This window comes from Streptomyces sp. YIM 121038 (assembly GCF_006088715.1).
Lineage (GTDB): Bacteria > Actinomycetota > Actinomycetes > Streptomycetales > Streptomycetaceae > Streptomyces.
This window is the reverse complement of record NZ_CP030771.1, coordinates 9,279,371-9,303,397: the sequence shown is the minus strand read 5'-3', so window position 1 is coordinate 9,303,397 and position 24,027 is coordinate 9,279,371. Positions and strand designations below refer to the sequence as shown.

The 24,027-nt window shown below is 75.1% G+C and carries 14 protein-coding genes; 5 read left to right on the top strand and 9 right to left on the bottom strand.

What is annotated here, in order from left to right; genetic code table 11:
- The first annotated feature begins 269 nt into the window (after positions 1-269).
- The 4 genes from C9F11_RS39340 (at position 270) to C9F11_RS39325 (ending at position 5,418) form a co-directional block, all read left to right on the top strand.
- Positions 270-677, top strand: coding sequence for a CATRA system-associated protein (locus tag C9F11_RS39340; protein ID WP_138964837.1), 408 nt, complete (start codon positions 270-272; stop codon positions 675-677).
- Complete coding sequence (locus C9F11_RS39335) at positions 674-2,179, top strand: CATRA conflict system CASPASE/TPR repeat-associated protein (protein ID WP_138964835.1); 1,506 nt, start codon at positions 674-676, stop codon at positions 2,177-2,179. Before C9F11_RS39340 ends, C9F11_RS39335 begins: the two co-directional genes overlap by 4 nt.
- Positions 2,180-2,198: 19 nt before the next feature.
- Positions 2,199-4,628: a CHAT domain-containing tetratricopeptide repeat protein gene (locus C9F11_RS39330; protein WP_138964832.1), complete on the top strand. Its 2,430-nt coding sequence runs from the start codon at positions 2,199-2,201 to the stop codon at positions 4,626-4,628.
- Positions 4,629-4,902: 274 nt separating this feature from the next.
- Entirely contained in the window at positions 4,903-5,418 is a 516-nt protein-coding gene (locus tag C9F11_RS39325) for a hypothetical protein (protein WP_138964830.1), read from the top strand.
- Here the strand turns inward: C9F11_RS39325 and C9F11_RS39320 are convergent.
- A complete protein-coding gene (locus tag C9F11_RS39320; protein WP_138964828.1) occupies positions 5,399-6,949 on the bottom strand; it encodes an alpha/beta fold hydrolase in 1,551 nt (516 codons plus the stop codon). The genes C9F11_RS39325 and C9F11_RS39320 overlap by 20 nt on opposite strands.
- Before the next feature lie 152 nt (positions 6,950-7,101).
- On the opposite strand from C9F11_RS39320, the gene C9F11_RS39315 reads away from it, so the two are divergent.
- Positions 7,102-7,578 carry an HIT domain-containing protein gene (locus C9F11_RS39315; protein ID WP_138964826.1) on the top strand — a complete coding sequence of 159 codons (477 nt, stop codon included), beginning with the start codon at positions 7,102-7,104 and terminating at the stop codon, positions 7,576-7,578.
- Positions 7,579-7,621: 43 nt separating this feature from the next.
- On the opposite strand, the gene C9F11_RS39310 is transcribed toward C9F11_RS39315, so the two are convergent.
- The 8 genes from C9F11_RS39310 to C9F11_RS39275 all read right to left on the bottom strand — a co-directional run bounded on the left by C9F11_RS39310 (position 7,622) and on the right by C9F11_RS39275 (position 23,998).
- Positions 7,622-9,022: an MDR family MFS transporter gene (locus C9F11_RS39310; protein WP_138964824.1), complete on the bottom strand. Its 1,401-nt coding sequence runs from the start codon at positions 9,020-9,022 to the stop codon at positions 7,622-7,624.
- A complete protein-coding gene (locus C9F11_RS39305) occupies positions 9,019-18,984 on the bottom strand; it encodes a non-ribosomal peptide synthetase (RefSeq protein ID WP_138964822.1) in 9,966 nt (3,321 codons plus the stop codon). The genes C9F11_RS39310 and C9F11_RS39305 overlap by 4 nt, the downstream gene beginning before the upstream one ends.
- Before the next feature lies 1 nt (position 18,985).
- A complete protein-coding gene (locus C9F11_RS39300) occupies positions 18,986-19,771 on the bottom strand; it encodes an ABC transporter ATP-binding protein (RefSeq protein WP_138964820.1) in 786 nt (261 codons plus the stop codon).
- Positions 19,768-20,748 (bottom strand): iron chelate uptake ABC transporter family permease subunit, encoded by a 981-nt coding sequence (locus C9F11_RS39295; protein ID WP_249402275.1) that lies wholly within the window; start codon positions 20,746-20,748, stop codon positions 19,768-19,770. The genes C9F11_RS39300 and C9F11_RS39295 overlap by 4 nt, the downstream gene beginning before the upstream one ends.
- A 59-nt stretch (positions 20,749-20,807) precedes the next feature.
- Complete coding sequence (locus C9F11_RS39290) at positions 20,808-21,851, bottom strand: iron chelate uptake ABC transporter family permease subunit (protein ID WP_138964815.1); 1,044 nt, start codon at positions 21,849-21,851, stop codon at positions 20,808-20,810.
- Complete coding sequence (locus C9F11_RS39285) at positions 21,848-22,843, bottom strand: ABC transporter substrate-binding protein (protein WP_138964813.1); 996 nt, start codon at positions 22,841-22,843, stop codon at positions 21,848-21,850. Before C9F11_RS39285 ends, C9F11_RS39290 begins: the two co-directional genes overlap by 4 nt.
- Before the next feature lie 64 nt (positions 22,844-22,907).
- Positions 22,908-23,762: a siderophore-interacting protein gene (locus tag C9F11_RS39280; protein ID WP_138964810.1), complete on the bottom strand. Its 855-nt coding sequence runs from the start codon at positions 23,760-23,762 to the stop codon at positions 22,908-22,910.
- Positions 23,759-23,998, bottom strand: coding sequence for a phosphopantetheine-binding protein (locus C9F11_RS39275; protein ID WP_138967526.1), 240 nt, complete (start codon positions 23,996-23,998; stop codon positions 23,759-23,761). The genes C9F11_RS39280 and C9F11_RS39275 overlap by 4 nt, the downstream gene beginning before the upstream one ends.
- Between the last annotated feature and the right edge of the window lie 29 nt (positions 23,999-24,027).

The following is a 24,027-nucleotide window of genomic DNA, read 5'->3' as shown; positions in this document are numbered from 1 at the left end:
CGCCCCCCTACGGCCGATCGGGCTGACGCCGCACACCCCCCACGGGTCGGCCGCCCTGACTCCGCCTTCGCGCGCAGTCTCGTCCGGTTCGCTGTGGATGGCCAATACCCGTCCCCCACACGGGTGAACACCCTGTGCTCGCATGCGCCCTGTCGGCGCTCCGGAAGCCGTTGACAAAGGATCCGCCGAAGCGGTGTACGGACCGCGCACCGTCGAAGACAATCGGCATCCGTTCCTGTGCGATGGCGGGTACGCGGCTGGGGGGCAGCGTGACGGAGACGGCGACGGGAAACGACTTCGGTGAGGCGGCGCGGCAGGCGGCCTCCGCTCTGCGCCGCGTCGCGGCGTGGCGGATGCCCGCCTCTCGCTGGGCCGCTGTCGCGGCGGCCCTCGACGCCGTGGGGCAGTCGTGGCAGGCCCGTGACGGTGAGCGGTTGCGCCTGGCGACGGCCCGGCTCGCCCTGGCGGGGCCGCGCCTCGTGGCGACACGTCACGAGGACGACCCCTTGGTCCCGGCACCGCCGGAGGTGTACGAGCGGTCCAACCTTTTGGTCACCGAGATCCTGAACCGCTTGGAGGCTCCCCCGCCGGGTGGTGGCGAGGACGGCTCACCGGGCGGCTCCTCGGACGACGTCTCCCGTGGCGCCTCCGACGACGGGGACGGGGCAGGCGCGTGAGCGCGGTGGTCCGCCGGGCCCTGCTGCTCCACGTGTTCTACGCGGTCGGCCCCGGGGGCCTGGGCGGGCAAAGGTCCCGGGTGCAGCGCGTCTGGGACGACTGCGGCCGCCTCGGCCTCGACGCGGCGGTGCCCGGCGAGCCGTCGCTCGACGAGGTGCCCGCGGTCGGCGGGCCCGTGCCGCGCTACCGCGTCCTGGCGGCCCGGCAGCGGCCGGGCCGCGGGCTCCACCAGGCGCTGCTCTTCCAGAGCCATGACGTCGTCGGGGTCACGCTCCTGCTGGCCCCGGAGCCGGAGAGCGGCTGGGAGTCCCTGGAGCGGCTGGTGCCGTGGCCCTGCCCGGGGAGCCTGGGTGCCGTTCAGGTCCTGCTCGGGCTCAGTGCCGGTGCGTTGTTCGGGGAGGACGGCTCGGGCGCCGTAGTGCCGGAGGTGGCCGTGGAGTTGGGCGGCGCGTTCGGGGGGCGGCACCCCGGCGAGCCGCACCGCACCCGGGAGGGCTTCGCGCTCTGGGAAGCACCCGGGGCCGGAGGCCCGGCGGCGCGCAGGTGTCTCGTGGCGCTCGCCCCCGTGGCCCGGGAGCGCGACCTCGACGCCTTCGCCTGGCACGCCCGGGACCGCCCCGCCCCCCTGACGCGCCATGTGCTGCACGCGGCGAAGCTGCGCTACGAGCGCAGCGTGCTGGAGCGGAGCCGTCACGCGGAGCTGCGCGACCGCGCCGGTGCGGCGGTGCGGCGGGCGTGGGAGGTCACCGGGCGCCTGCTGAGCGGGGACGGGCCCGCGCTGCGGGAGGTCCTCGACGCCCGTGCCGTACTGATCGGGCTGCGGACCGACAGCCAGGGGCTGATCGTGGCGGCGGCCAGGCTCCGGATGATGCGCCGCACGGTGGAGATCGCCGGGGACAATCTGGCGGCGGCCGTGGCCGGGGAGTTCGGGCCACCGGACGCGCCGGTGCCGCCCGCGAGCCCGTTCGCCGGTGACCGGCTCCTGGCGGAGCGGCTGCGGCAGGACATCGACGACGAACTGGAGTACCTCCAGGCGACGATCGACGCGTCGGCCGAGGTGTCCCGCGAGGCCCTGGCGGCCGCCGAGGCGCATCTGACCGACCACCGACAGCGCCTGACGTTGCTTCAGACCTCTTTCCTCGGGGCCCTGTTGATGGGGCTCGCCGCCATCCAGGCGTTCGGCTACCACGTGCCGGTGCCCGGTCCGGTCCAGGCGCCGGTGATCGCCCTCCTCACGGCGCTCGCCCTGACGCTGCCCGTGACCGTGATCGCCTGGTCGCGCGGCACGGTGCGTACGGGCACCTTCGCGGTGCTGCACCACGTCCTCCTGGGGGCCGTGGGCGCGTCGGCGGGGTGGGCCGCGGCGACCCTGGTGGCCGCGGGGACCGGGGGCGGTGCGCAGCAGGCCCGGTGGTCGCTGGTGGGCGCCGGGGCCGGTGCGGTGGTCGCCGTGACGGCCGACGCGCTGGGCCGCGGACGGCGTACGCGGGACAGGACGTGACCACAGGGGGGAGCACGGCATGGGGATCAGGCGACGGCTGCGGGCCGAGGTCAAGCGCATCGACGGATTGCAGGCGGCCCGCGAGGGACGCTGGCAGGCCGCCCGGGACGACCTCACCCTGGCACTTGAGGCACTCACCGCGGAGGGCCTGCGCGCCGAGGTGCCCAAGGTGCTCGAACCCCTGGTCACCGCCTGCATGATGGCGGGTCTCCTGGACGAGGCGGAGCGGCGTGCCGTGGACTTCCGCGCGTGGGCCGCCGACCACGGCGACCCCGAGGACCGGGCCACCGCCATCGGGAAGTACGGCGAGGTGGTCGCACAGATCGGGCGGCTCGTCGAGGCGGCCGAGGCGTTCCGCGAGGCCCTGGTGGCGCTCGGCGAACCGGCCGACGAGACCGGCGGGGAACTGCGCTGGTCCCTGCTGAGCAACCTGGGCAGCGCCCTCGCCCACGCCGGACGCTTCGGCGAGGCCGAGCAGGTGCAGCACCGGGCCTTCGAGGTCGCGCGGGAGCTGGACAGCGCCGCCCGGGCGGCGCTCGCCGCGAGCCAGTTGAGCCTGGCCGCGAACGGCGTGGGGCACCGGGAGCGGGCGCTGGAGTGGGCCGAGGTCGCCCACCGCTGCGTACGCTCCGACGATGACGACCTCGTGGTGGCCGAGGTCGAGGGCAACCGCGCCCTGGCCCTCAGCAGGGCGGGGCACACCGCCGAGGCCGAGGAGGCCATGGAGCGGGCGTGGGCCGCCGCCCGGAGCATCCCGCTGATCGCCCAGCAGGCACGCGTGACGAAGCTGGAGGTGCTCAGCCGCGCGGGACGGCACGACGAGGCCGTGGCCCTGGCCGACGCGCTGCTCGCCGCGCTCCCTCCGGGGCAGGCGCGCCAGCGCGCCGTCGCCCTCAACCTGCGGGCCGGGATCCGCCTCCAGGCGGGCCGCCCGGCACAGGCCGTCGCGGACCTGTTGAGCGCCCTCGAACTGAAGCAGCGCGTCGACGACCACCGGGGGATGGCGACCGGCCACCTCAATCTGGCGCACGCCTTCCTGGGCACCGGGGACCTGCCCGCCGCCCGTCACCACGCGCGGCGGGCCCAGGAGTTGTGGGAGCCCCTGCTGCGGGCGGCCAGTGACGAGGCCGGTTCGGTCGGCCTCTTCGACACGCACGCCACGGCCCTCACCCAGGTCGCCCAGGAGCTGAGGCTCGGCGTCGACGACGTGACCGGGGCGCTGGAGGCCGCCGAGCGGGGACGCTCGGGACCCTTGAGCGAGCGCATCCGCGCGGCCCGGCCCGCCAGGGCCCAGGTGCCCGCGGAGCCGCCGGGCAGTGAGCGGATGCGGCGCCTGGCCCGCCGCATGGGGGCCACGCTGCTCGTGTACGCCCCGCACTTCGAGATCGAGGCCGTCAGCGGGCAGGCCCCGCTCCTGCGGGAGATCCACATGTGGGTGGTGACTCCCGACGGCGGCGTCCACCACGAGGTGCAGCGCGAGGTGTCCGACGACGACCGCCTGGACGAGGCGCGGCCGGTGGACTTCCTCGAGGCCGTACGGCAGTTGGAGCGCCAGGTGGGTGACGACGCGCTCATGGCGGGGTGGTCCGACGCGCTCCTCGGGAAGGTCGCGCACCTGTTGCCGTCGGGGCCGGACGCGCGCCTGGTCATCGTGCCGCAGCGGGGGCTGTGGTCGGTGCCCTTCGCCGCGCTGCCCGTCGCGGGGGAACCGCTGGTGAGCCGGTGCTCCCTCACCATGGTGCCGTCGCTGCACGCCCTGGAGCTGATCGCCCACGAGGACGTGTGGCGCGGCGAGGCCGCGGCCGGGAGTTCCGGGGCGCTCGTGGTGGGCGGCGTGCGGAACGCGGTGGTGCCGACTCCGGACGGGCGTCTGCTGCCGCTGTCCGATCTGCCGCTGACGCTGGAGACCGCGCGGGCCGTCGCCCGGGTGCACCGGGCCTCCGCCCTGGCGGGACCGGCGGCGACCGTACCGGCCGTGCTCGACCGGATGGGCTCCGCGGACCTGCTGCACTTCTCCTGCCACGCCGTGCTCGACGCGCGGCTGCGGCTCGACCAGCTCCCCGGCTGCATCGCCCTGACACCTGCGGGGGCCGAGCACGGTCAGCTCACCAGCACCCTGCTGGCCAGCACCCCGACCCGGGCCAGGATCGCCGTCCTGGGGTGCTGTGCCACCGGCCAGGGCCTGGTCACCGCCGACGGCGTGCTCGGCCTGGCCCGCACCTTCCTCATCGCGGGTGTCTCCACGGTCGTCGCCACGCTCTGGGAGGTCCCCGAGGAGCCGACCCATGACGCGCTGGTCTGCTTCCACCAGGAGCTGGCACGGACCGACGACCCCGCCGAGGCCCTGCGCCGCGCGGTCCTCATGACGCGGCGCACGTGGCGGGCCCCGGAGATCTGGGCCGCGTTCACGCTGATCGGCTCGCCGGGGCCGCGGCGGGGCGAGGAGTGACACGGGGTCCGGTACCGGCGTCTGCGGGCGGGGCCGCTCCCCCATGACGAAAGTTCATTCGATTCGTGGCGGGCCGGATCGTCCATCGCGCGTATCTCGTACGGCGTTGTCCCTGCTCGGCGCAGGTTGGCCGAGGTCGGCCTAGGATCCGCGCACCGCACGCCGTAAGTTCCTCGTGGTCCCAGACCCCGGCCATCGTTGGAGAGGCCAGGCCGCGTGCGGGCAGGCGAGTCCCTCACGGCCTCTCTCCCGGCACCGTAGCTGGAGGGCTGGTATGCCGAGCGCCGTCCACCGTCCCGTGGACCCGCGCCGCGCCCCGGACGCTCGACTCCCGAGGCTGTGCCTCGCCGTCGAGGTCAGCCGCGCGCCCCGCACCCGGATGCTCCTGGGCGAGGCCGCCCAGTGTCTGCTCACCGCGATCGGCGCCCCGCCGGTGCTCGCACGGCGCGCGGCGGAGGTGGCCCGGTTCGGCGCCGACTACGTGACGGGCCACAGCGAACGGCCGCGCTGCCGCCTGTGGGTGCGCACCGACCCGGACGGCGTCACCCTGACCATCACCGACTACGCGGGCACCAGCCCCAGCGGCCAGCCCGCCTGGCTGCCCGCGACCCCCGCCGACCAGGAACAGCCCCTGCCGGTGTCCCCCCACCCACAGGAGCAGCGCGAGGCCGACGACCACGACCTCGCGCTGCACCGCACCCCCGAGGGGCATCTCCGCTTCGCCTTCCACACGTTCTGGCCGACCGCGGCCGCGGGCCCGGCCGACGGCGTCAGCCGCGTACCGGAGTGACCGCGATCGGCGGGAGCGACCGCAGGCAGGAGGTGTCCCCCGGGGTGTTGGAGCGGATGAACGTCGAGGAGACGCCCACGACGCAGCCGCTCAGCTCGAGCTCGGGCACGTGGCCCATGTTGCGGGCCGAGTAGAAGCGGCTGTCGCGGAACTGCTTCGCGGCCTTCTTCCCGCTCGCGTCGGGCGTGTTGGAGTCGAGGTCGCCGGACAGCACGAGGACCGGCACGTCCGGCAGCGCGGGCTTCGTCGGCTGCGGGTCGGGGGTGTCCTTGCCCGGCCAGCCGATGCACACGTCACCCGCGTCCGTGGTCCCCTCGGTGAAGCCCTTGGCGCTGAACGCGCCGTGCTCACCGGGGCGTACGGCCGCGAGGGCGGCGCGGTACTGGCGCCACCGCGCGGCCTTCGACGCGTCCTTCGACCAGTCCCTGCGGTAGTCGTTGCAGACGACCGCGATGTACGGCGCCTGGTCAAGATCGCTGCCCGTCTCGCCCTCCTCGCGCACCAGCTCGCGCAGCGGCGCGGCGTCGCCCTTGACGAAGCGGTTGAGGGCGTGCGGCAGCCGGCCGAGCAGCGAGGGCTTCTGCGGTTCGAGGCCGACCTGGCTGCTGGCCGCCTCGAACAGCAGGTTGGCGAGCTTGTCCTCGGTGAACTTCTTCTTGTAGACGCCGTGGTCGGTGGTGATCGGGATCGTCAGCGGCGCGGTGCGCAGCCGGGCCGCCGTGGTGGCGAGGTCCCGCACCGCCCGCTCCCCGTCGCACGCCGCGGGAACGCTGCGCCGGCACACCCGGCGCAGGGTCGTCGAGACCGCCTGGGCGCTGGGCCGCGCCATCGTGTCGAGGGCGAGGGAGTAGGCCCCCGACAGCACGATGTTGCGTACGTGCTCGGGGTGGCGGGAGGCGTAGACCGGCATCAGGTAGGTGCCGTACGACAGGCCGTACAGGCTGAGCTTGCGCACCTTGAGGCGGGCCCGGACGGCGTCGATGTCGTCGGCCGTGGCCGCGGAGGTGAACCCGGCGGCCTTGGGCCCGAGGTTCTTGCCGCACCGTTCGACGGCGGCCCGCTGCTGGGCCCGGGTGCCGAACCGGTACTCGGCGTCGGTGACTCCGCAGGGGACGCGCTGCGACCTGCCGGTGCCGCGCGGGTCGACGAGCAGCACGTCGTGGTCCTTCAGGAGGTCGCCCAGGGCCCAGGTGATCTCCTCGGTCTTGTCGATCAGGGTCTCGCCCGGGCCGCCCGGGTTCATGGCGACGGTGCCCTTGGCGGGGCCGGAGCCGCGGTGGCGCACGACGGCGTAGCTCACCTTGACCGTGCCGAGCCGGGGCTTGCCCGCCACCAGGGGGCGCTTCTCCTGGCCGCAGTCGACCCGGTGGCCGGGCGCGGTCGGACACCAGCCGGGGGCCGCCGCGGCCGTGGGGCCGCTCGTCGGCGCGGCGCCGGTGGCCGTCGCCGTCGCGGCCGGAAGGACCGAGGCCACCACCGCCATCAGGCCCACCGCCAGACCCGCGCGCCGCGCCGTGCTCTTGTACGTCATCGCCCTCTCCTCCGCCTCGAAGCCCCTCGGGCTCCCGGGATCCCCGGTGTTCCCCGGGTGCGAGCACCACGATGCGGGGCGTGCCGCACAGCAACGGCAGAGCAACGGCAAAAACGCGTAAGAAACGGCCGCGCGCGGGCATGCTTCTCGCCATGGCAGACGACGACACGGACGGCGGCAGGCCACAGCGGTGCGTGGTGTGCGGGACACACCGCGGCGACGTACTCATGCCGGGAGGGCCGGTGGGGGAGGACGACCTCGTCATGGTCTCCCATCTGTCGCCCCACTCCCCCGGCCGGTCCGGCGAGGTGTATTTGGGCCATCTGCTCGTCGAACCGCGCCGTCACGCCGCCGGGTTGGCCGATCTCACCGACGCGGAGTCCCAGCGCGTCGGGCACTGGTGCGCGCGGGCCGCGCGAGCGCTGCGGGAGGCCGGTGGCGCCGAGCACGTGTACGCGGCGGTGATCGGCGACAACGTGCCTCATCTGCACGTGCACCTCCTTCCGCGCTACCCGGGCACTCCGCGCGCGTACTGGTGGAGCCGCGTCGACGAGTGGCCGGACGCGCCGCGGGGCGGGGTGGCGGAGGTCTCCGCGCTGGTCCGGCGGCTGCGGACGGCCGCGGGCTGAGCCGCCCCCGCACGGGCGGCCCAGCCGGGGATCCGGGAGCGCGTCAGGGCTTCCCGGCGTGGGTGCGGGGCAGGCGCGTGGCCCCCGCGGCGGCGCACAGGCAGAAGCCGAGCACCCACCAGAAGGTGTCGCCGAAGGCCCAGGAGACGTCGGCGTCGCGGGCGGAGAGCCGGTTCTGCAGGACCACCGCGAGGACGGCGGTGCCGAGCGAACCGCCCACGGTGTTGAGCAGGTTGAGCGCTCCGGAGGCGCGCGGGAGGTGCTCGGGTTCGATGCGGCTGTAGACGATGTTCATCACCGGCGCGCCGATCATGGCCATGCCTACGCCGCGCACGGTGAGGGCGGCGGCGATCACGAGGTCCGGCGGCTCGTGGCCGAGTTGGGTGAACGGGACCGTGCCCGCGACGATCAGTGCGATGCCCGTGAGCACCAGGGTCCGGGGCGCGACCTTGTCGATGGTGCGGTTGACGAGGACCGATCCGGCCGCCGCGCCCAGGCCCTGGGGGGCGAGCAGCAGCCCGGCCTCCCACGGCGAGAGGCCGCGCCCCGTCTGGAAGTACAGCGGCAGCAGGAACATCGTGCCGAACACCGACGCGCCCAGGACGAGCAGCGCGAGGGCGGCGGCGCCGAACGGCGGCCGGGTGAAAAGGCGCGGGTCGACCAGCGGGGTGCGGCTCGTGCGCAGCCCGTGCACCGTGAACGCGACGAGCATGGCCAGGCCCGCGAGGACGCCGAGCACGGCGGGCAGGGCACGGCCGTGGGCGACCTCGGTGAGGCCGAAGACCAGCACGGCGAGGCCGGGCGAGAGCAGCGCCGCGCCGCGCAGGTCGAACGCCGTCCGCCGGGGCGACGGCGGCACCTCGGGCACGTGGCGGCGGGCGAGGAGCACCGCCGCCGCGCCGATCGGCAGGTTCACCAGGAACAGCCAGGGCCAGGACGCGACGCCGAGGAGGGAGCCGCCGACCAGCGGGCCGAGGACCGGGGACAGGAGCGGCACGACCGAGACGACGCTGATCACCCGGCCGGTGCGCTCCCGTCCCGCGATCCGGGCGAGCAGCGCCTGCCCGGTGGCGGGCAGCATCCCGCCGCCGAGGCCCTGGACCACCCGGAACGCGATGAGGCTGGTCGCCGACCAGGCGAGCGCGCACAGCGCCGAGCCGAGCAGGAACACGCCGATGGCGGCGAGCCACGTCCGGCGGCCGCCGAACCGCCCCGCCAGCCAGCCGGACGCGGGCACGGCGGCCACCACGGCGAGCAGATAGGCGGTGGAGACCCACTGGATCTCGGTGACCGACGCGCCGAACTCCGCGGACAGGGTGTCGATGCCGACGCTGACGATCGTGGCGTCCACCGTGGCCATGAACGTGCCGAGCACCAGGATGAACGCGATGCGCAGCAGGTCGGCGTCGACCCGCGCGGGCGGCGGTGCGGCCTTCTCGCTCATCGGTGCTCCAGGAGGTCGCGTACGTCGGTGTCGAGGTGGTCGCCCAAGGTGCGCAGCAGGTCGAGGAGTTCGTCGGCGAGGCCGTCGGCGTCCACTCCGGCGCGGGGGGCGAGCACGCCCGTCCATCCGTCGCCGTCCGGCATGACCGTCAGGGTCACCGGGTGGTGGGTGGCCTCGCGGAAGCGGGTGCCGACGACCGTGAGGCCGGGGGCGGGTTCGCGCAGCCGGTCGGGGTCGACGGGATAGTTCTCGAACACCACGAGGCTGTCGAAGAGGCGGTGGCGTCCGGTCAGCCGCTCCAGGTCGGTCAGGGCGACGTGCTGGTGCTCGACCAGGGCCCGCTGCCGGGCCTGGAGGTCGGTGAGCGTCGCGGCGAGCGTGCCGTCGAGCCGGGCGCGGACGGGCACGGTGTTGGCGAGCAGACCGATGATCTCCTCGACCCCTTCGAGCTCCGGGGGACGGCAGGCGACCATGGCGCCGAAGCAGACGTCCGCGCGCCCGGAGCGCCGGGCGATGAGCACCGCCCACGCGCCCTGCACCAGCGTGTTCTGGGTCAGGCCGCGGTGCGCGGCGAGCCGGGCGAGGCCGGCCACCAGGGGCGCGTCGAACGTGATGAGCGTGGGCTCCTGCCAGGCCGGGCCCGGCTCGCCGCCGCCCAGGTGGTCGCCCTCGGGCAGGCCGTCCAGCTCCGCGGCCCAGACGTCGAGGTCGGGCTCGTGCTCCGCGCGCCAGCGCAGATAGGTGCCGAACGGCACGGGAGCGGGCAGGTCCGGCTCCTCGCCCCGGACGCGGGCGGCGTACAGGGCGAACAGCTCGGTCAGGATGCGCGGGGCCGACCAGCCGTCGGAGAGGACGTGATGGGTGGTCAGGACCAGGTCCGCGAGGTCGGGGCCGCGCCGGATCACGGTGAGGCGGACGAGCGGCCCTTCGGCCAGGTCGAACGGCTCGGCCAGATCGGCCGCGAGGACCTCGTCGGCGGGCCCGTCGGACACCCGGAAGTCCGGCCGGGGCGCCTGCGGGATCACCGCGAGGTCCGCGGGGAACACGGCGCCCAGGTTCGGATGCCGGGCCAGCAGGGCGCTGCCCGCGGCGCGCAGGGCCTCGACGTCGAGCGGCCCCGCGAGCGTGAACGTCGACTGCACGGTGTACGGGTCGGGGTGCTCGGTGCGCGCGTGCCGCAGCATCACCTCCTGCAACGGCGTGAGCGGCTGCACCTCGGCGACCGGCCGGTCCCCGGTGAGCGCGCTGACCTCCGGCGCCGCGGCGGCGCGATGCAGCGCGGCCCGCAGGTGCTCGGCGAGCTCCTCGATCTCGGCGGCGGTGAACAGCGCGGACGGCCAGGTGATCCGCACCCCGAGCGCGTCGTCGCGCACCAGGGCGTTGACCATCAGGCTGTGCGGCAGGGGCAGTTCGCCGGTGCCGCCGGAGCCGAGCGGGTCGGCGTCGGGGGCCGGCCGCCAGGGCGTCTCCTCGGTGGGGGCGCCGGGGAACTGGCCGAGGTAGTTCCAGGCGACCTCCGGCGTCGCCGGGTCGAGGAGGCCCGCGGCGGTGAGGATGCCGTGGCCGAGGCCGTCGCCCTGGGCGCGCAGGCGTTCCCTGACGGCTTGTACGTCGTCGCGCGCGTCGAGGCGCATGGGGTGCACGGCGGTGAACCAGCCGACGGTCCCCGACAGGTCGACCCGGGTGGGACGGCCGTGGCTCTCCAGGGCGACGAGGACCTCCGGGGTGCCGCGCCAGGCGTGAACGGCCTGGGCGAGCGCCGTCAGGAGTACGGCGTCGGGGGTGCTGCGGTGGGCGGCGGGCAGGGTCGTGATCAGGGCGCGGGTCGTGTCGGCGGCGAGCCGGATCTCGTGGTGCGCCGCGGTGGCCACGGTGTCCCGGGCGGGGTCGAGCGGCCCGGTGAGCGCCGGGGTGGCGGTCATGCCCTGCCAGTGCGGCAGTTCGGCCCCCCGGTCGGCGTCGCGCAGGGACCGCGCCCAGGCGAGGAACGACTGGCCGTGCCGGGCCAGGGCCCCGCCGGAGTAGGCGTGGCGCACGTCGTCGAGGAGGACGCGCCAGGACACGCCGTCGACCACCAGGTGGTGGGCGACGAGCACGAGCCTGCCCGGCCGTTCGGATCCGGCGTCGACCCACAGGGCGCGCAGGAGCGGCCCGGTGCGCGGGTCCACCGCCCCGCGGACCCCGGCGATGTGGGCGTCGACCAGGGCCCGCGGCTCGTCGTCCGTCCGTACGCAGGTCAGGACGTCGGCCGCGGACACCGCGCCGGCCTGGGGGATGCGCAGGGCGTCGGCCACCAGGCGGGCCCGCAGGACGTCGTGGCGGGCCAGGAGCGCGTCGAGCGCGGCGTGCCAGGTCGCCTCGTCGCCGCCCGGGGGTACGCAGATCTCCACCCACTGGCAGAAGCCGTCGGCGGCGGTGCCCGCGCGGCGCAGCAGGTCCCGCATGATCGGGGTCAGCGGCGCGTCCCCGGTCACGGGTCCTGCGGCGTCGTCCAGGGCGCGGGCGCGCGCCGCGATCCCGGCGACCGTCTCGCCCTCGAACACGTCCCGCGCGGTCAGGCCGACGCCCTTGCGGCGGGCGCGCGAGACCACTTGCAGGGAAACGATGCTGTCGCCGCCGATGGCGAAGAAGGCGTCGTCGGGGCCGATGTCCTCGGTGCCGAGGACGTCCTGGAACACGCGGAGCAGGACCGCTTCGGCCTCCGTGGCCGGTGCGCGCCGCGCGGCGGCCGCGGTCTCGGGGGCGGGCAGCGCGGTGGCGTCGAGCTTGCCGCTGGGGCTCAGGGGCAGCCGGTCGAGCTCCACGAAGGCGGTCGGCACCATGTGGTCGGGCAGTTCGCCCGCCAGGTACGCGCGCACCTCTTCGGTGTCCAGGTCCGCGCCGTCGGTGGGGATGACGTAGCCGACGAGCCGGTCCTCGCGCACGATCACCGCGCTGGCGCGCACGTCGGGGTGGCGGGTCAGCGTGGACTCGATCTCGCCCAGCTCCACGCGGAAGCCACGGACCTTGACCTGGTGGTCGACGCGGCCGAGGAACACCAGCTGCCCGTCCGGCCGCCACCGTACGAGGTCTCCGGTGCGGTACATGCGCTGCCCCGGCGCGCCGAAGGGGTCGGCGACGAACCGCTCGGACGTCAGGCCGGGGCGGCCGAGGTAGCCGCGGGCGACGCTGGGCCCGCCGAGGTACAGCTCGCCCGTGACGCCGACGCCGACGGGCTGGAGCCCGCCGTCGAGGACGTAGGCGCGGACGTGGGGGTCGGGGCGGCCGATCGGCAGCGGGCCGGGATCGTCCGCCTCGTAGTGCCAGGTGACGGAGTTGATGGTGACTTCGGTGGGGCCGTAGGCGTTGAACAGCGCCTTGCGTCCGGTGCCCCAGCGCCGGGCCAGCTCCGGGTCGAGGCGCTCGGCGCCGACGACGAAGAACACGTCGGGGTCGACGGTGCGGTCGTCGGGCATCGCGGCCAGGAACGACGGCAGCAGGTTCACTCCGGTCACCCGGTGCTCGACGATGTAGTCGAGGAGCTCGTCGCCGGGGACGCGGACCTCCTCGGGGGCGATCACGGAGGTGCCGCCGGACAGCAGCGGCACCATGGTCTGCCAGAACGCCACGTCGAAGCTGGTCGACGCGAAGTGCAGATACCGGTCGTGCTCGGTGACGCCGACGACCTCCTCCTGGAGGGCGATCAGATCGGGCACGCCGCGGTGGGTGACGCCGACGCCCTTGGGGCGCCCTGTGGTGCCGGAGGTGTAGATGACGTAGGCGAGCGCGTCGTCGGTGAGCCTCGCGCGCGCCTCGGCGGGGTCGGTGTCGGGGGCGGCGGCCAGCGTGGCCGGGTCGTCGAGCCGCAGGACCGGGACGTCACGCGCGGCGGGCAGTTCGGCACCGGTCGTCACGGCGGCGGCCGGGGCGATGTCGTCGAGCATGTACGCCAGGCGCTCGCGCGGATAGCTCGGGTCGAGGGGTACGTACACCGCGCCCGCCTTGGCCACGCCGAACAGGGCCACCGTCATCTCGACATCGCGTCCAAGGAGCACGGCGACCGGGTCCTGGGGCCGTACGCCGCGGGCGATCAGGGCGTGGGCGAGGCGGTTGGCGGCGCGGTCGAGCTCGGCGTAGCTGAGGCTGCGGTCGCGGCAGACCAGGGCCTCCGCGTCGGGCTTGTGACGCACCCAGGCGGCGAACTCCTCCAGCCAGTGGCCCCGGGCCTTGGCGGGGACGACCTCGGTGCCGGTGCGCAGCATCCGCTGCCGCTCCTCGGGGTCGAGGGCGGGCAGGCGGACGGCGGGGCGCGCCGGGTCGGCGACGATCTCCCGCAGGAGGTTGAGCAGCCAGCGGCCGTAGTCCCGCACGGTCGACTCGGCGAAGGCGCTCGGCTGGTAGCCCAGGCCGATGGTGAGGGCGTCGTCGGGGATCACGATCACGGTCAGCGCGTAGTGCGTGGCGTCGGTGATGTCCACACCGGCCAGGTCGAGGCCGGGGGCGAGCGGGGTGCGCCCGCGGCTGGAGAGCGGGAAGTTCTCCATGACCAGCATCGTGTCGAACAGCTCGCCGACGCCCACCGCGCGCTGGATCGCGGGCAGGCCGACGTGGTGGTGGTCGGCGAGGGCCACGCTCTGGGCGTGCACGTCCGCCATGAGGTCCCGCGCGGTGCGGTCCTGGTGGTGCGCCACGCGCACCGGGACGGTGGTGCCGAGCTGGCCGATCATCGACTCCACGCCCTCGACCTCGGCGGGCCGCCCGGACACCGGGCAGCCGAACACGACGTCGCGGCGCCCGGTGAGCCTGCCGAGCAGCAGGCCCCAGGCCGTCTGGAGCACGGTGGTCAGGGTGACGCCCTGGGCGCGGGCGAAGGCGCGCAGGCGGTCGCTGAACTCCCGGCCGAGGTCGACGCTCACGCGCCCGGGGCGCTCGACGCCGGTGACGGTGCTCGCGGGGGCGAGGCGCGTCGCGTCGTCGACGCCGTCGAGGGCGGTGCGCCACGCGGCCAGGGACGCCTCGTGGTCCCGTCCGGCCAGCCAGCGGAAGTACTCCGAGAGCGGCGGGGCGGACGGCGCGGCCGGGCCGCCGCCCAGTTCGGCGTAGATCGCGAGCAGGGTGCGGCCGACCAGGGGCATGGACCAGCCGTCGAGCAGGGCGTGGTGATTGGTGATCACCAGCTTGTGCTCGTGCGGGCCGACGCGGGACAGCAGGAAGCGGATCAGCGGCGGGCGCGCCGGGTCGAAGGGCCGCTGGAGCTCGGCGCGGGCGGCGGCCTCGAAGCGGTCGTCCTGCCGCCAGTCCAGGGCGACGTCGGCGGGGATCACCTGCACCACGTCATCCCCGGCGGTGCCCAGGTACGCCCGCAGCGCGGGGTGGCGGCGCAGCAGCTCCCGCGCGGCCTCGGCCATCCGGTCCGGGTCGAGGTCGCCGACCAGGGTCGTCACGGCCTGGACGACGTAGACGTCGGTGTCCCGCTCCTCGCGGACCAGCGTGTGGAAGGACAGGCCGAGTTGCAGCGGGGTCGCGGGCAGGACGTCGGCGACGCGGCCGGTGCGTTCGAGGGCGTCGATGGCGTCCTGGTCGAGGTCGACGTAGGGCAGGTCGGACGGTGTGAGGCCGCCGGTGGTGTGGCGCGCGTGCACGGCGAGGGCGTCGAGCGCGGCGGCCCAGGCCGTCTGCAGGGCCGTCACGGCGTCGGCGGGGAGCACCTCGGTCGCGGCGGTCCACTCGACGGCCAGGCGCGGTGCGCCCTCCTCGTGGACGAAGCAGTTGAGGGCGAGGACCTGCTCCAGGGCCTTGCCGCCGGGTTCGGTGACGGCGAAGGCGTCCCGCTCCGGCAGGCGCCAGCCGGTTCCGGTCAACTGGGCGAAGCGGCCCAGGTAGTTCAGGAGCACGTCCGGCGGCGGGGTCGCCGCGAGCTCGGGGCCGGCCTCGGGGTCGAGGTGGCGCAGGACGCCGTAGCCGACGCCGCCGTCGGGGACGGAGCGGCGGGCCTCCTTGGCGGCACGCAGCAGCCGTCCCACGTCGTCGGACGCGGGCACGCGCACCGGGTACTCGCTGGTGAACCAGCCGACGGTGCGGGCCAGGTCGAGGTGTTCGCGGCCGTGGCCCTCCATCGTCACGGTCACCGCGTCACCGCTGACGCCCCAGGTGCGCAGGGCCAGCACGAGCGCGGCGAGGAGGACCTCGTCGACACCGGCGCGGTAGGCCGCGGGCAGGGTGGTCAGGAGCGCGTCGGTGGTATCGGGCGAGGCCACGGTGACCGAGCGGTGGGCGGTGGCGACCGTGTCCCGCCGCTGGTCGAGGGGGCGTGCCCCGAGGCGGGGCGCGGCGTCGAGCGCGGTGCGCCAGTGGTCGAGTTCGGCGCGGCGCGCGCCGGATGCGCCCTGCTCGGCGAGGACCGTGGCGTGGCGCCGCCAGGACGCGCCGACCGGGGCGAGGGCGCCCCCGGTGCAGGCCGTGTGCAGGTCGGGCAGCAGGACGCGCCAGGAGACGCCGTCCATGGCGAGGTGGTGCACGACGACGACCAGGCGGTCCGGGGTGCCGTCGCCGGTCCGCACCAGGGTGGCGCGCAGCAAGTCGCCCGAGCGCGGGTCGAGTTCACCGGCGAGGCGCTCGGCGAGGGCGGTCACGTCCTCGCCGTGCACCTCGTTGGCGACGGCACGCACCGCCCCGCGGGGCAGCACCTCCAGGGCGTCGTCCGCGCGCAGCCGCAGCGCGTCGTGGTGGTCGAGTACGGTCTGGACGCCTCGGGCCAGGTCCTTGTGGGCGAGGCCGTCGACGCGCAGGGCGGTCCACTGGGCGTACCCGGCGACGGTGTCGACGTCCGGGTGCGGGTCGAGCAGGCCGCGCACGATCGGCGGCGCGGGCACGGGCCCGGTCGGCTCGTCCGTGGTGCGGGCGCCGTCGTCGACCGCGGCGGCCGAGGCGGCCAGGGCGGCGAAGCTGCGGCGCGCCAGCAGATCGCGGGGCCGCAGCTCGAAGCCCTTGGCGCGCAGTCGGCTGCTGACGGTGATGGCGGTGATGCTGTCGCCGCCGAGGGCGAAGAAGTCGTCGTCCACGCCGACGCGTTCGGCGTCGAACACCTCGGCGAGGACGGCGCACAGCAGCCGCTCCCGCTCCGTGCGCGGCTCCCGGCCGCCGCCGGTGGCCGCGGGCGCGGGCAGCGCCGCGCGGTCGAGCTTGCCGTTGGGCGTGACGGGCAGTGCGTCGAGGACCACCACGGCCGCGGGCACCATGTGCTCGGGCAGCCGCTCGGCCAGGTGGGCGCGCACGGCGTCCCCGGTGGCCTTGGCGGACACCACGTAGCCGACCAGGCGGGAGGAGCGCACCGTGGCGGCCGCGGCGGTGACGCCGGGCACCGCGCCGAGGGCGGCCTCGACCTCGCCGGTCTCCACGCGGTGGCCACGGATCTTGAGCTGGCCGTCGCCGCGGCCCAGGTACTCCAGACCGCGCCCGGGCACCCAGCGGCCCTGGTCGCCGGTGCGGTAGAGGCGCTGTCCCGGTGCGCCGAACGGGTCGGCGACGAAGCGCTCGGCACTCGCCGCGGGCCTGCCGAGGTAGCCGCGGGCCAGGTGCGGCCCCGCCAGGTACAGCTCGCCCACGGTGCCGTGCGGCACCGGCTGCAGCGCGCGGTCGAGCAGGAGGATCCGGGTGCCCGCGAGCGGGTGGCCGATCGTGGGCTCCTCGCCGGTGATCCGGGCGGTGGTGGCGTCCACGGTCGCCTCGGTGGGCCCGTATATGTTGCGCGCGGTGACCCCCGAGGCGGCGACCCGCCGCCACAGCGCGGGCGGGGTGGCCTCGCCGCCGAGGACGAGGAGCGTCGGGCGCAGGTCGAGCAGGCCGCCGTCGACGAGCGGCGCGGCCATCGACGGCGTGGTGTCCACGACGTCGATGCCGTCGCGGGCGTACGCGGCGAGCAGCGCGTCGGCGTCGCGGGCGGTCTCGGCGTCGTAGACGTGCAGGGTGTGCCCGCACAGCAGCCACACCAGGTGGTCGAAGGCGGAGTCGAAGGCGAACGAGTAGGTGTGGGCGACGCGCAGCCGTCTGCCCGCGGCGCCTTCGGCCTCGGCGACGACCGTCGCCCGCTGGTGGTGCAGGAGCGCGGCGAGGCCGCCGGCCCGGCCGAGGACGCCCTTGGGGCGGCCGGTCGACCCGGAGGTGTGGATGACGTAGGCGAGGTGCTCGGGGTGGCGTGGCGCCGCCAACTCGTCGTCCCCCAGCGGAGCGTCGGACAGTTCGGCGGCCTCCTGGAGCAGGGTGGTCCAGGGCAGCCCGTCGAGCGTGCCGTTGGTGAGGACGAGGGCGGGGCGGGTGTCGTCGATCAGTTCGCGCAGCCGCTCGGCGGGGTGTGCGGCGTCCAGGGGCTGGAACGCGGCGCCCGCGTCGAGGACCGCGAGCAGCGCGACCACCAGGTCCGCGGAGCGCGGCAGGGCCAGGGCCACGAGGTCGTCGGGCCCGATGCCGCGGGCCCGCAGCGCGCGGGCGACGCGGTGCACCCGGCCCGCGAGGTCCCCGGCGGTGAGGTGCTCGGCGCCGCACACCAGGGCGGTGTGCGCGGGCTCGGCCGCGGCCATGGCGGTGAGGGCGGTGGGCACGTCCACGGGTGTGCCGGGCAGGGCGGGCGGCGCCCAGTCGGCGAGGAGCCGGCCCACGTCGTCGGTCAGGGCGATCCGCCCGACGGGCAGGCCGTCGGTGAGCCCGGCGAGCAGGGTCCGCAGGCCGGTCAGCTTGCCGTCGACCGCGGCCTGGTCGTTGGTGCGGGCGTCGACCTCGAAGCCGAGCAGGAGGCCGCCGTCGCGGGTGGGCAGGACGCTCAGGCCCATGTCCTCCGGCGGGCCGCCCGCGACGTTGCGCATCACTCCGGTGGACCCGGCGAAGTCGAGGGTGAGGTCGAACGCCTTGAGGTTGATGCCGCGTCCGTGGAGGAGCGCGCCCGCGCCGGGCACGCCGAGGTCACGGGGCAGGTCCTCGCCGCGGTAGCGCTGGTGCTCGCGCATCTCCTTCATCGCGGCGGCGACCGCGCGGCTCAGCGTGCCGAGGTCGTCGGCGGGGCGCACGGTCACCCGCAGCGGCAGGACGTTCACCGCCATGGCGGGGGTGCGCAGTTCGGTCGAGCCGGTGCGGCACATCAGGGGCAGCGCGAACACCACGTCGGTGCGGCCCAGCATGCGGTGCAGGAACGCCGCGTATCCGGCGATCAGCGCCTCGCCCCAGGTGACGCCCGCTTCGTCGGCGAAGGCGCGCAGCCGGGCGACCTGGCCGGCGGGGACGACGGCGCGGGCGGTCAGGGTGCGCTCGGGCGGGCCCGCGGCGGTGTCGGCGGCGCCGAGGTCGGGCAGCGGGGTGAACCGCTCGACCCAGTACGCGCGGTCGTCGGCGGCCCGGTCGCCGTCCCGGTAGGCCCGGTCGGCGGCGACGAGGTCGGCGAAGGAACCGAAGGTCGACCCGGGCGGCTCGGTGCCGCGCACGAGGGCGGTGTAGCGGGCGGCGGTGCGCCGGGCGAGCATCGCGGCGGTGTAGCCGTCGAAGACCAGGTGGTGGCCGAGCTGGGTGTACCAGACCTCGCGGTCGGAGAGCTTGATGACGGCGCGTGAATAGAGCGTTCGTTCCACCATGCCCCGACAGGTCTCACCCGTCCGCGCGCGCTCGGCGTCGACGAGCGCGGCCGCCGCTGCGGCGGGGTCGGCCTCGCCGCTGACGTCGATCACCTCGGGCGCCCGGACCGGCTCGTCACTGACCGACTGCCGGGGCCCGTCCGGTGTTTCGCGCACCCGCAGCCGCAGCGTCTCGGCCTCCTCGGTGGTGGCGCGGACCGCCTCGGCCAGGGCGTCCACGTCGACCGGTGCGTCGCCGGATATCTCCACGACGTCGCCGACCACGTAGTACGGCGAGTCCGGTTCGAGGCGCTGGGCGTTCCAGATGCCCAGCTGGGCCCTCGTCAGGTCGAGCAGCCCGTCCGAGGACACGCGTGCGGTGCTCAATTCACTCTCCTTGCAGGGTGGGGACGACCATCGGCGTGTCCGTCACGGGGTCGGGGACGATGATGCTCGGCAGGTCGAACACGTCCTTGATCAGCGCGGCGTCCACGACGGCGCCGGGCTCGCCCTCGGCGACCACCCGGCCGTCCTTCATGGCGACCAGGTGGTCGGCGAAGCGGCACGCCTGGTTGATGTCGTGCAGGACGGCGATGACCGTGCGGCCCTCGTCGCGCAACCGGGCAAGCAGGCCGAGCAGTTGGTACTGGTGGGTGATGTCCAGGAAGGACGTCGGTTCGTCGAGCAGCAGGTACGGGGTCTCCTGGGCGAGCACCATGGCCATCCAGACCCGCTGGCGCTGGCCGCCGGACAGCTCCTGCACCGGCCGGTCGGCCAGGTCGGCGACGCCCGCGGCGGCCATGGCCGCGGTGACGGCCTCCTCGTCCCGGGGCGACCACAGGGCCAGGAGCGACTGGTGCGGGAAGCGTCCCCGGGCCACCAGCTGGCGGACCTTGATGTCCTCGGGGGCCAGCGGGTCCTGCGGCAGGAAGCCGAGCTGCTTGGCCAGGGCCTTGGGCGGGTAGCCGCCGACCTCGCGGCCGTCGAGCTCGACGTGCCCGGAGTCGGGGCGCAGCAGCCGTACGAGGGCCCGCAGCAGGGTCGACTTCCCGCAGGCGTTGGGGCCCACGATGGCGGTGAACGCGCCGTCGGGGACGTCGAGGCTCAGCCGGGTGGAGACCACGCGGTCTCCGTAGCGCAGGGTGATGTCCCGCGCGGTCAGGCGTGCGGTCACGCGCGCCTCACCTCCTTGGTAAGCAGCCAGATCAGATAGCAGCCGCCGATCGCGGTGCTCACCACTCCGACCGGCAGGGAGACGGGCGCGAGGAGCATCTGGGCGATCAGGTCCGCGCCCTGCAGCAGGACCGCGCCGGTCAGCGCGGCGGGCAGCAGCGGGACGCCGGGCGCGCCCGCGAGCCTGCGGCCGATCTGCGGGGCGGCCAGGGCGATGAACGCGATCGGTCCGGCGACCGCGGTCACCGTGGCCGTGCAGCCGACGCCGACGACGACCATCAGGAGCCGCAGCCGGTCGAGCCCGACCCCCGTGGTCACGGCGACGGCGTCACCGAGCGACGCCTGGTGCATGGCGTGCGCCCGCGTGGCGATCAGGGCCAGCAGGACGCCGATGACCGTGAAGGGGATGCCCACGTCCTCCCAGCCCACGTCGTTGAGGGAACCCGCGCTCCAGCCGACGGCCGCGATGGCGACCTCCAGCTCGGCGCGCAGCACGATCCACGAGTTGAGCGCGGTCACCATGGCGTTGACGGCGACGCCGATCACCACGAGGCGCAGCCCGGAGAAGCCCCGGTCGTACGCGAGGAGGTAGATCACGGCGGCGACGACGAGACCGCCGAGCACCGAGCCGACGGCCAGTTGCGCGGAGGTGCCGGAGAGGACGGTGAGGGCGACCAGGGCGCCGGTGTAGGCGCCCGCGTCGAGGCCGATCACGTCCGGGCTGCCCATGGGGTTGCGGGTGAGGTTCTGGAAGAGCGCCCCGGCCACGCCGAGCGCGGCTCCGAAGACGAGGGCGGCCAGGACCCGCGGCAGCCGCCAGTCCTGGATCACCACGGAGGGCTCGGCCCCGCTGAGCACGGCGAACACCTCCCTGGGGGTCGACCAGGACGCGCCGTAGCAGAGGCCCACCAGGGCGAGGGCCAGGATCAGTGCGGTCAGGACCGTGACGAGCACCACCGTGCGGCGTTCGACCCGCAGTCCGAGCGCGCTCACGGCGCTTCCCCGCCGGGTGCGTACGGCGGTCGTGTCCGGCGTGTTCACAGTGCCCCCGCCCCGTGGCGGCGGACCGCCCAGATCAGCATGGGTCCGCCGAGGAACGCGGTCACGATGGCCACCGGCACCTCGCCGGTGGGCAGCAGGACGCGCGAGCCCATGTCGGCGACGAGGAGCAGGATCGGGCCGAGCACCATCGTGTGGAGGACCAGCCACGGCACGGAACCCCCGGCGGGCCTGCGCACCAGCTGCGGCACGATCAGGCCGACGAACAGGATCGGCCCGGCCACCGCCGTGGCCGCCCCGCTGAGCACGGTGATCAGCACGAGGGCGGCGGCCCGCACGCGGACCACGCTCGCGCCCAGGGTGTGTGCCACGCTCTCGCCGAGGCTCAGGACGTTCAGGGCCCGGCTGAGCAGCAGCGCGCCGACCAGACACACCGCGATCGCGGTCAACGGCACGGCCAGCGGCGCCTGTTCACGGCCCGCGAGCGAGCCGACCGACCAGAAGCGGTAGGTGTCGAAGGCGTCCGGGAGGATCAGGCGCAGGCCGAGGGCGACGCCGTTGAGGACCGCGGTCAGGGCGACACCGGCGAGCACCAGGCGCAGCGGCGAGTGCCGCCCGACGGCGGCGACGAGCAGGGCCGCGAGCACGGAACCCGTGACGGCGAAGCCCAGTTCGCCCGCCTGTCCGCCGGCCAGGCCGAGTGCGGAGCCGATGGTGATGGCGAACCCGGCGCCCGCGGTGACACCGAGGATGCCGGGCTCGGCCAGGGGGTTGCGGGCCAGCGTCTGGATCAGCGCGCCCGCCACCGCGAGGGCGGCGCCCACCGCGACGGCGAGCAGCGCGCGGGGCGCCCGGACGTCCCGCACGACCACGTGGTCGTCGGTGCCCTGGAAGTCGAACAGCGCGCGGACGACCTCCGTGGGCGGCACCGAGCGGGCGCCGACGCCGATGCTGATCACGGCGACGGCCGCGAGCAGCACCAGGCCGCCGACGAGCAGCCCGATCCGCGGCACGCCCCGCTCGGCGGGTGCCGTCTCCCGCCCGGTGGATGCCGCTTCGGACGCGCGGCCCGCGACGGTCACCGCTTCAGGAGCGGAGCGAACGACTCGTCGATCGCGTCCAGGGTCTGCATGGCCTGTCCGTAGGTCGCGGCCTCGGTGTAGCGGATCGGGAAGGTCTTCTTCGCCTTGACGGCGGGGAGGTTCTTCCACAGCTTCGAGTCCATGACGTACTGGACCGACTTCGGGACGCTGCCGTCGGCCATCACCGAGTACGTGATGGCGTCGGCGTCGCGCAGCGAGGCCGGGAGCTCCTCGATGGAGGGGTACTCGCTGACCGCGCGGGAGCCGGGGCCGGGCTTCTTGACCTTGCCGTAGTACCTGGCGCCGACGTCCTCGGCGATGTTGGTGCCCCAGGAGCGGCCGAACTCGCGCTGGAAGGTGCCCTTGGCGGACTCGCCGTAGGCGCCGACGTGGCCCAGCTTGAGCTGGGGCAGCACGTTCTTGTACTTCTTCTTCAGCTCGGCGGCCTTGGCCTCGTACGTGGACTGCAGCGAGTCGAACTGCTTGAGCGAGCCCGCCGCGTCGGCCTGCTTGCGGGACAGCTCGCGCCACGCGGAGGGCACGGTCGGGCCGATCGCCACCACGGGGGCGATGGACTCCAGGCGCTTGACGTCGATGTCGCCGAGGACCGGGGCGGGGACGCCGATGACGATCAGGTCGGGATCGGCCTCGGCGATGGCCTCGTAGTTGGTCTCGGTCGCCTGCTCGCCCGCGACCTTGGGCACCTTCTTGTAGGTGGCCAGGTCCTTCTTGCTCATCATGGGCTCGCCGCGCTTCCACGACGAGATGCCGACGAGGGGTGCCCGGGCCTCGATCATGACGGGCACGGCGTAGCCGGTGGCGACCACGCGCTTCGGCTTGACCGGGATCTTGATCTTGCCGTTGTCCGCGGCGAACACCCGGGTCTCGCCCTTGTCCGACGCGTCCGACCCGTCCTTGGACGACCCGCATCCGGTCAGGACCAGGCCCAGCGCGACGGCGCCGGCCAGGCCCGACGATCTGCGTATCGACATGTGGAGCTCCTTGCTCTTTCGGGGAGGCCGCCCCGCGGGGCGGCGATGGGGAGGGAGGGAACGGTCAGTGGTCGTGCTCGTCGTCGAAGTCGGCGACGCCGCGCTTCCAGTAGCCGGTGATGTCGTGGTCGGCCTTCTCCAGGCGCAGTTCGTCGCGGACCCAGCGGCGCAGCGGCTTGATCTGCCCGGCCTCGCCCGCGACCCATACGTAGATCCGTTCGCCCTCGGGCACGGTCACCTGGGTCACGGCCCGCGCCAGGGCGTCGCCGCTGCCCGGCGGGCGGCCGCCGCGGTGCAGCCAGCGCACCTCGACGCCCTCGGGCGCGGACAGGTCGATCTCCTGTGCGGCGTCGGCGACTTCGACGAACGCCCAGCCGCGCGCGTCCCGGGGCAGTTCCTCCAGCCAGCGCGCGATCGCGGGCAGCGCGGTGATGTCGCCCGCGAACAGATAGCGGTCGTAGGCGTGCGGGACGATCAGTCCTCCGGGCGGGCCCGCGACGTGCACGACGGCGCCCGGCTCGACCGCGTGGGCCCAGTCCGACGCGAGGCCGCCCGCGTGCGGGACGATGTCGATGTCGATCTCGCCCGCGTCGGGGTCGTAGCGGCGCACGGTGTACTCGCGCGAGGTGGGCGAGGGGCGCGGCCAGCGCAGCATCGACCCGTCCGGCTCGGGAAGGCGCAGCGTGCCGTCCGGCTCCGGGAAGAGCAGCTTGACGTGCTCGTCCGGCGAGTGGGCCTCGAACCCGGCGGCGCCCGGCCCGCCCAGGGTGAGCCGCAGCAGGCCGGTGCCGACCATGGCGGTGCGGACGACCTCGGTCTGCCGGACGCGGATCGGGTAGCCCACCTTCTCGGCGTGGCGGCCCGCCCTGACCTCCGCGATGCGCTCCAGGTGCCGGTCCCTGTGGTCCTTGAGCGTCATGCGGAGCCACCGGTCAACAGCGCGGTCCAGTGGTCGAGTTCGGGCCGCTCGGCCAGGTCGGGGAACTCGACGGTGGCCGCCCCCGCGGCCCGCCAGCGCTCGATGAGGGTCATGATGCGCACCGAGTCCAGACCGTGGTCCATCAGGTTGTCGTCGGGGGCGATCTCGGCGGGGTCGCAGTCGAGCAGCTCCGCGACGTCGGCGCGGATCCTCTCGGGCGACAGGGTCTGGGGCATCGGGTGGCTCCTGGGGGCATCGGGGCCGA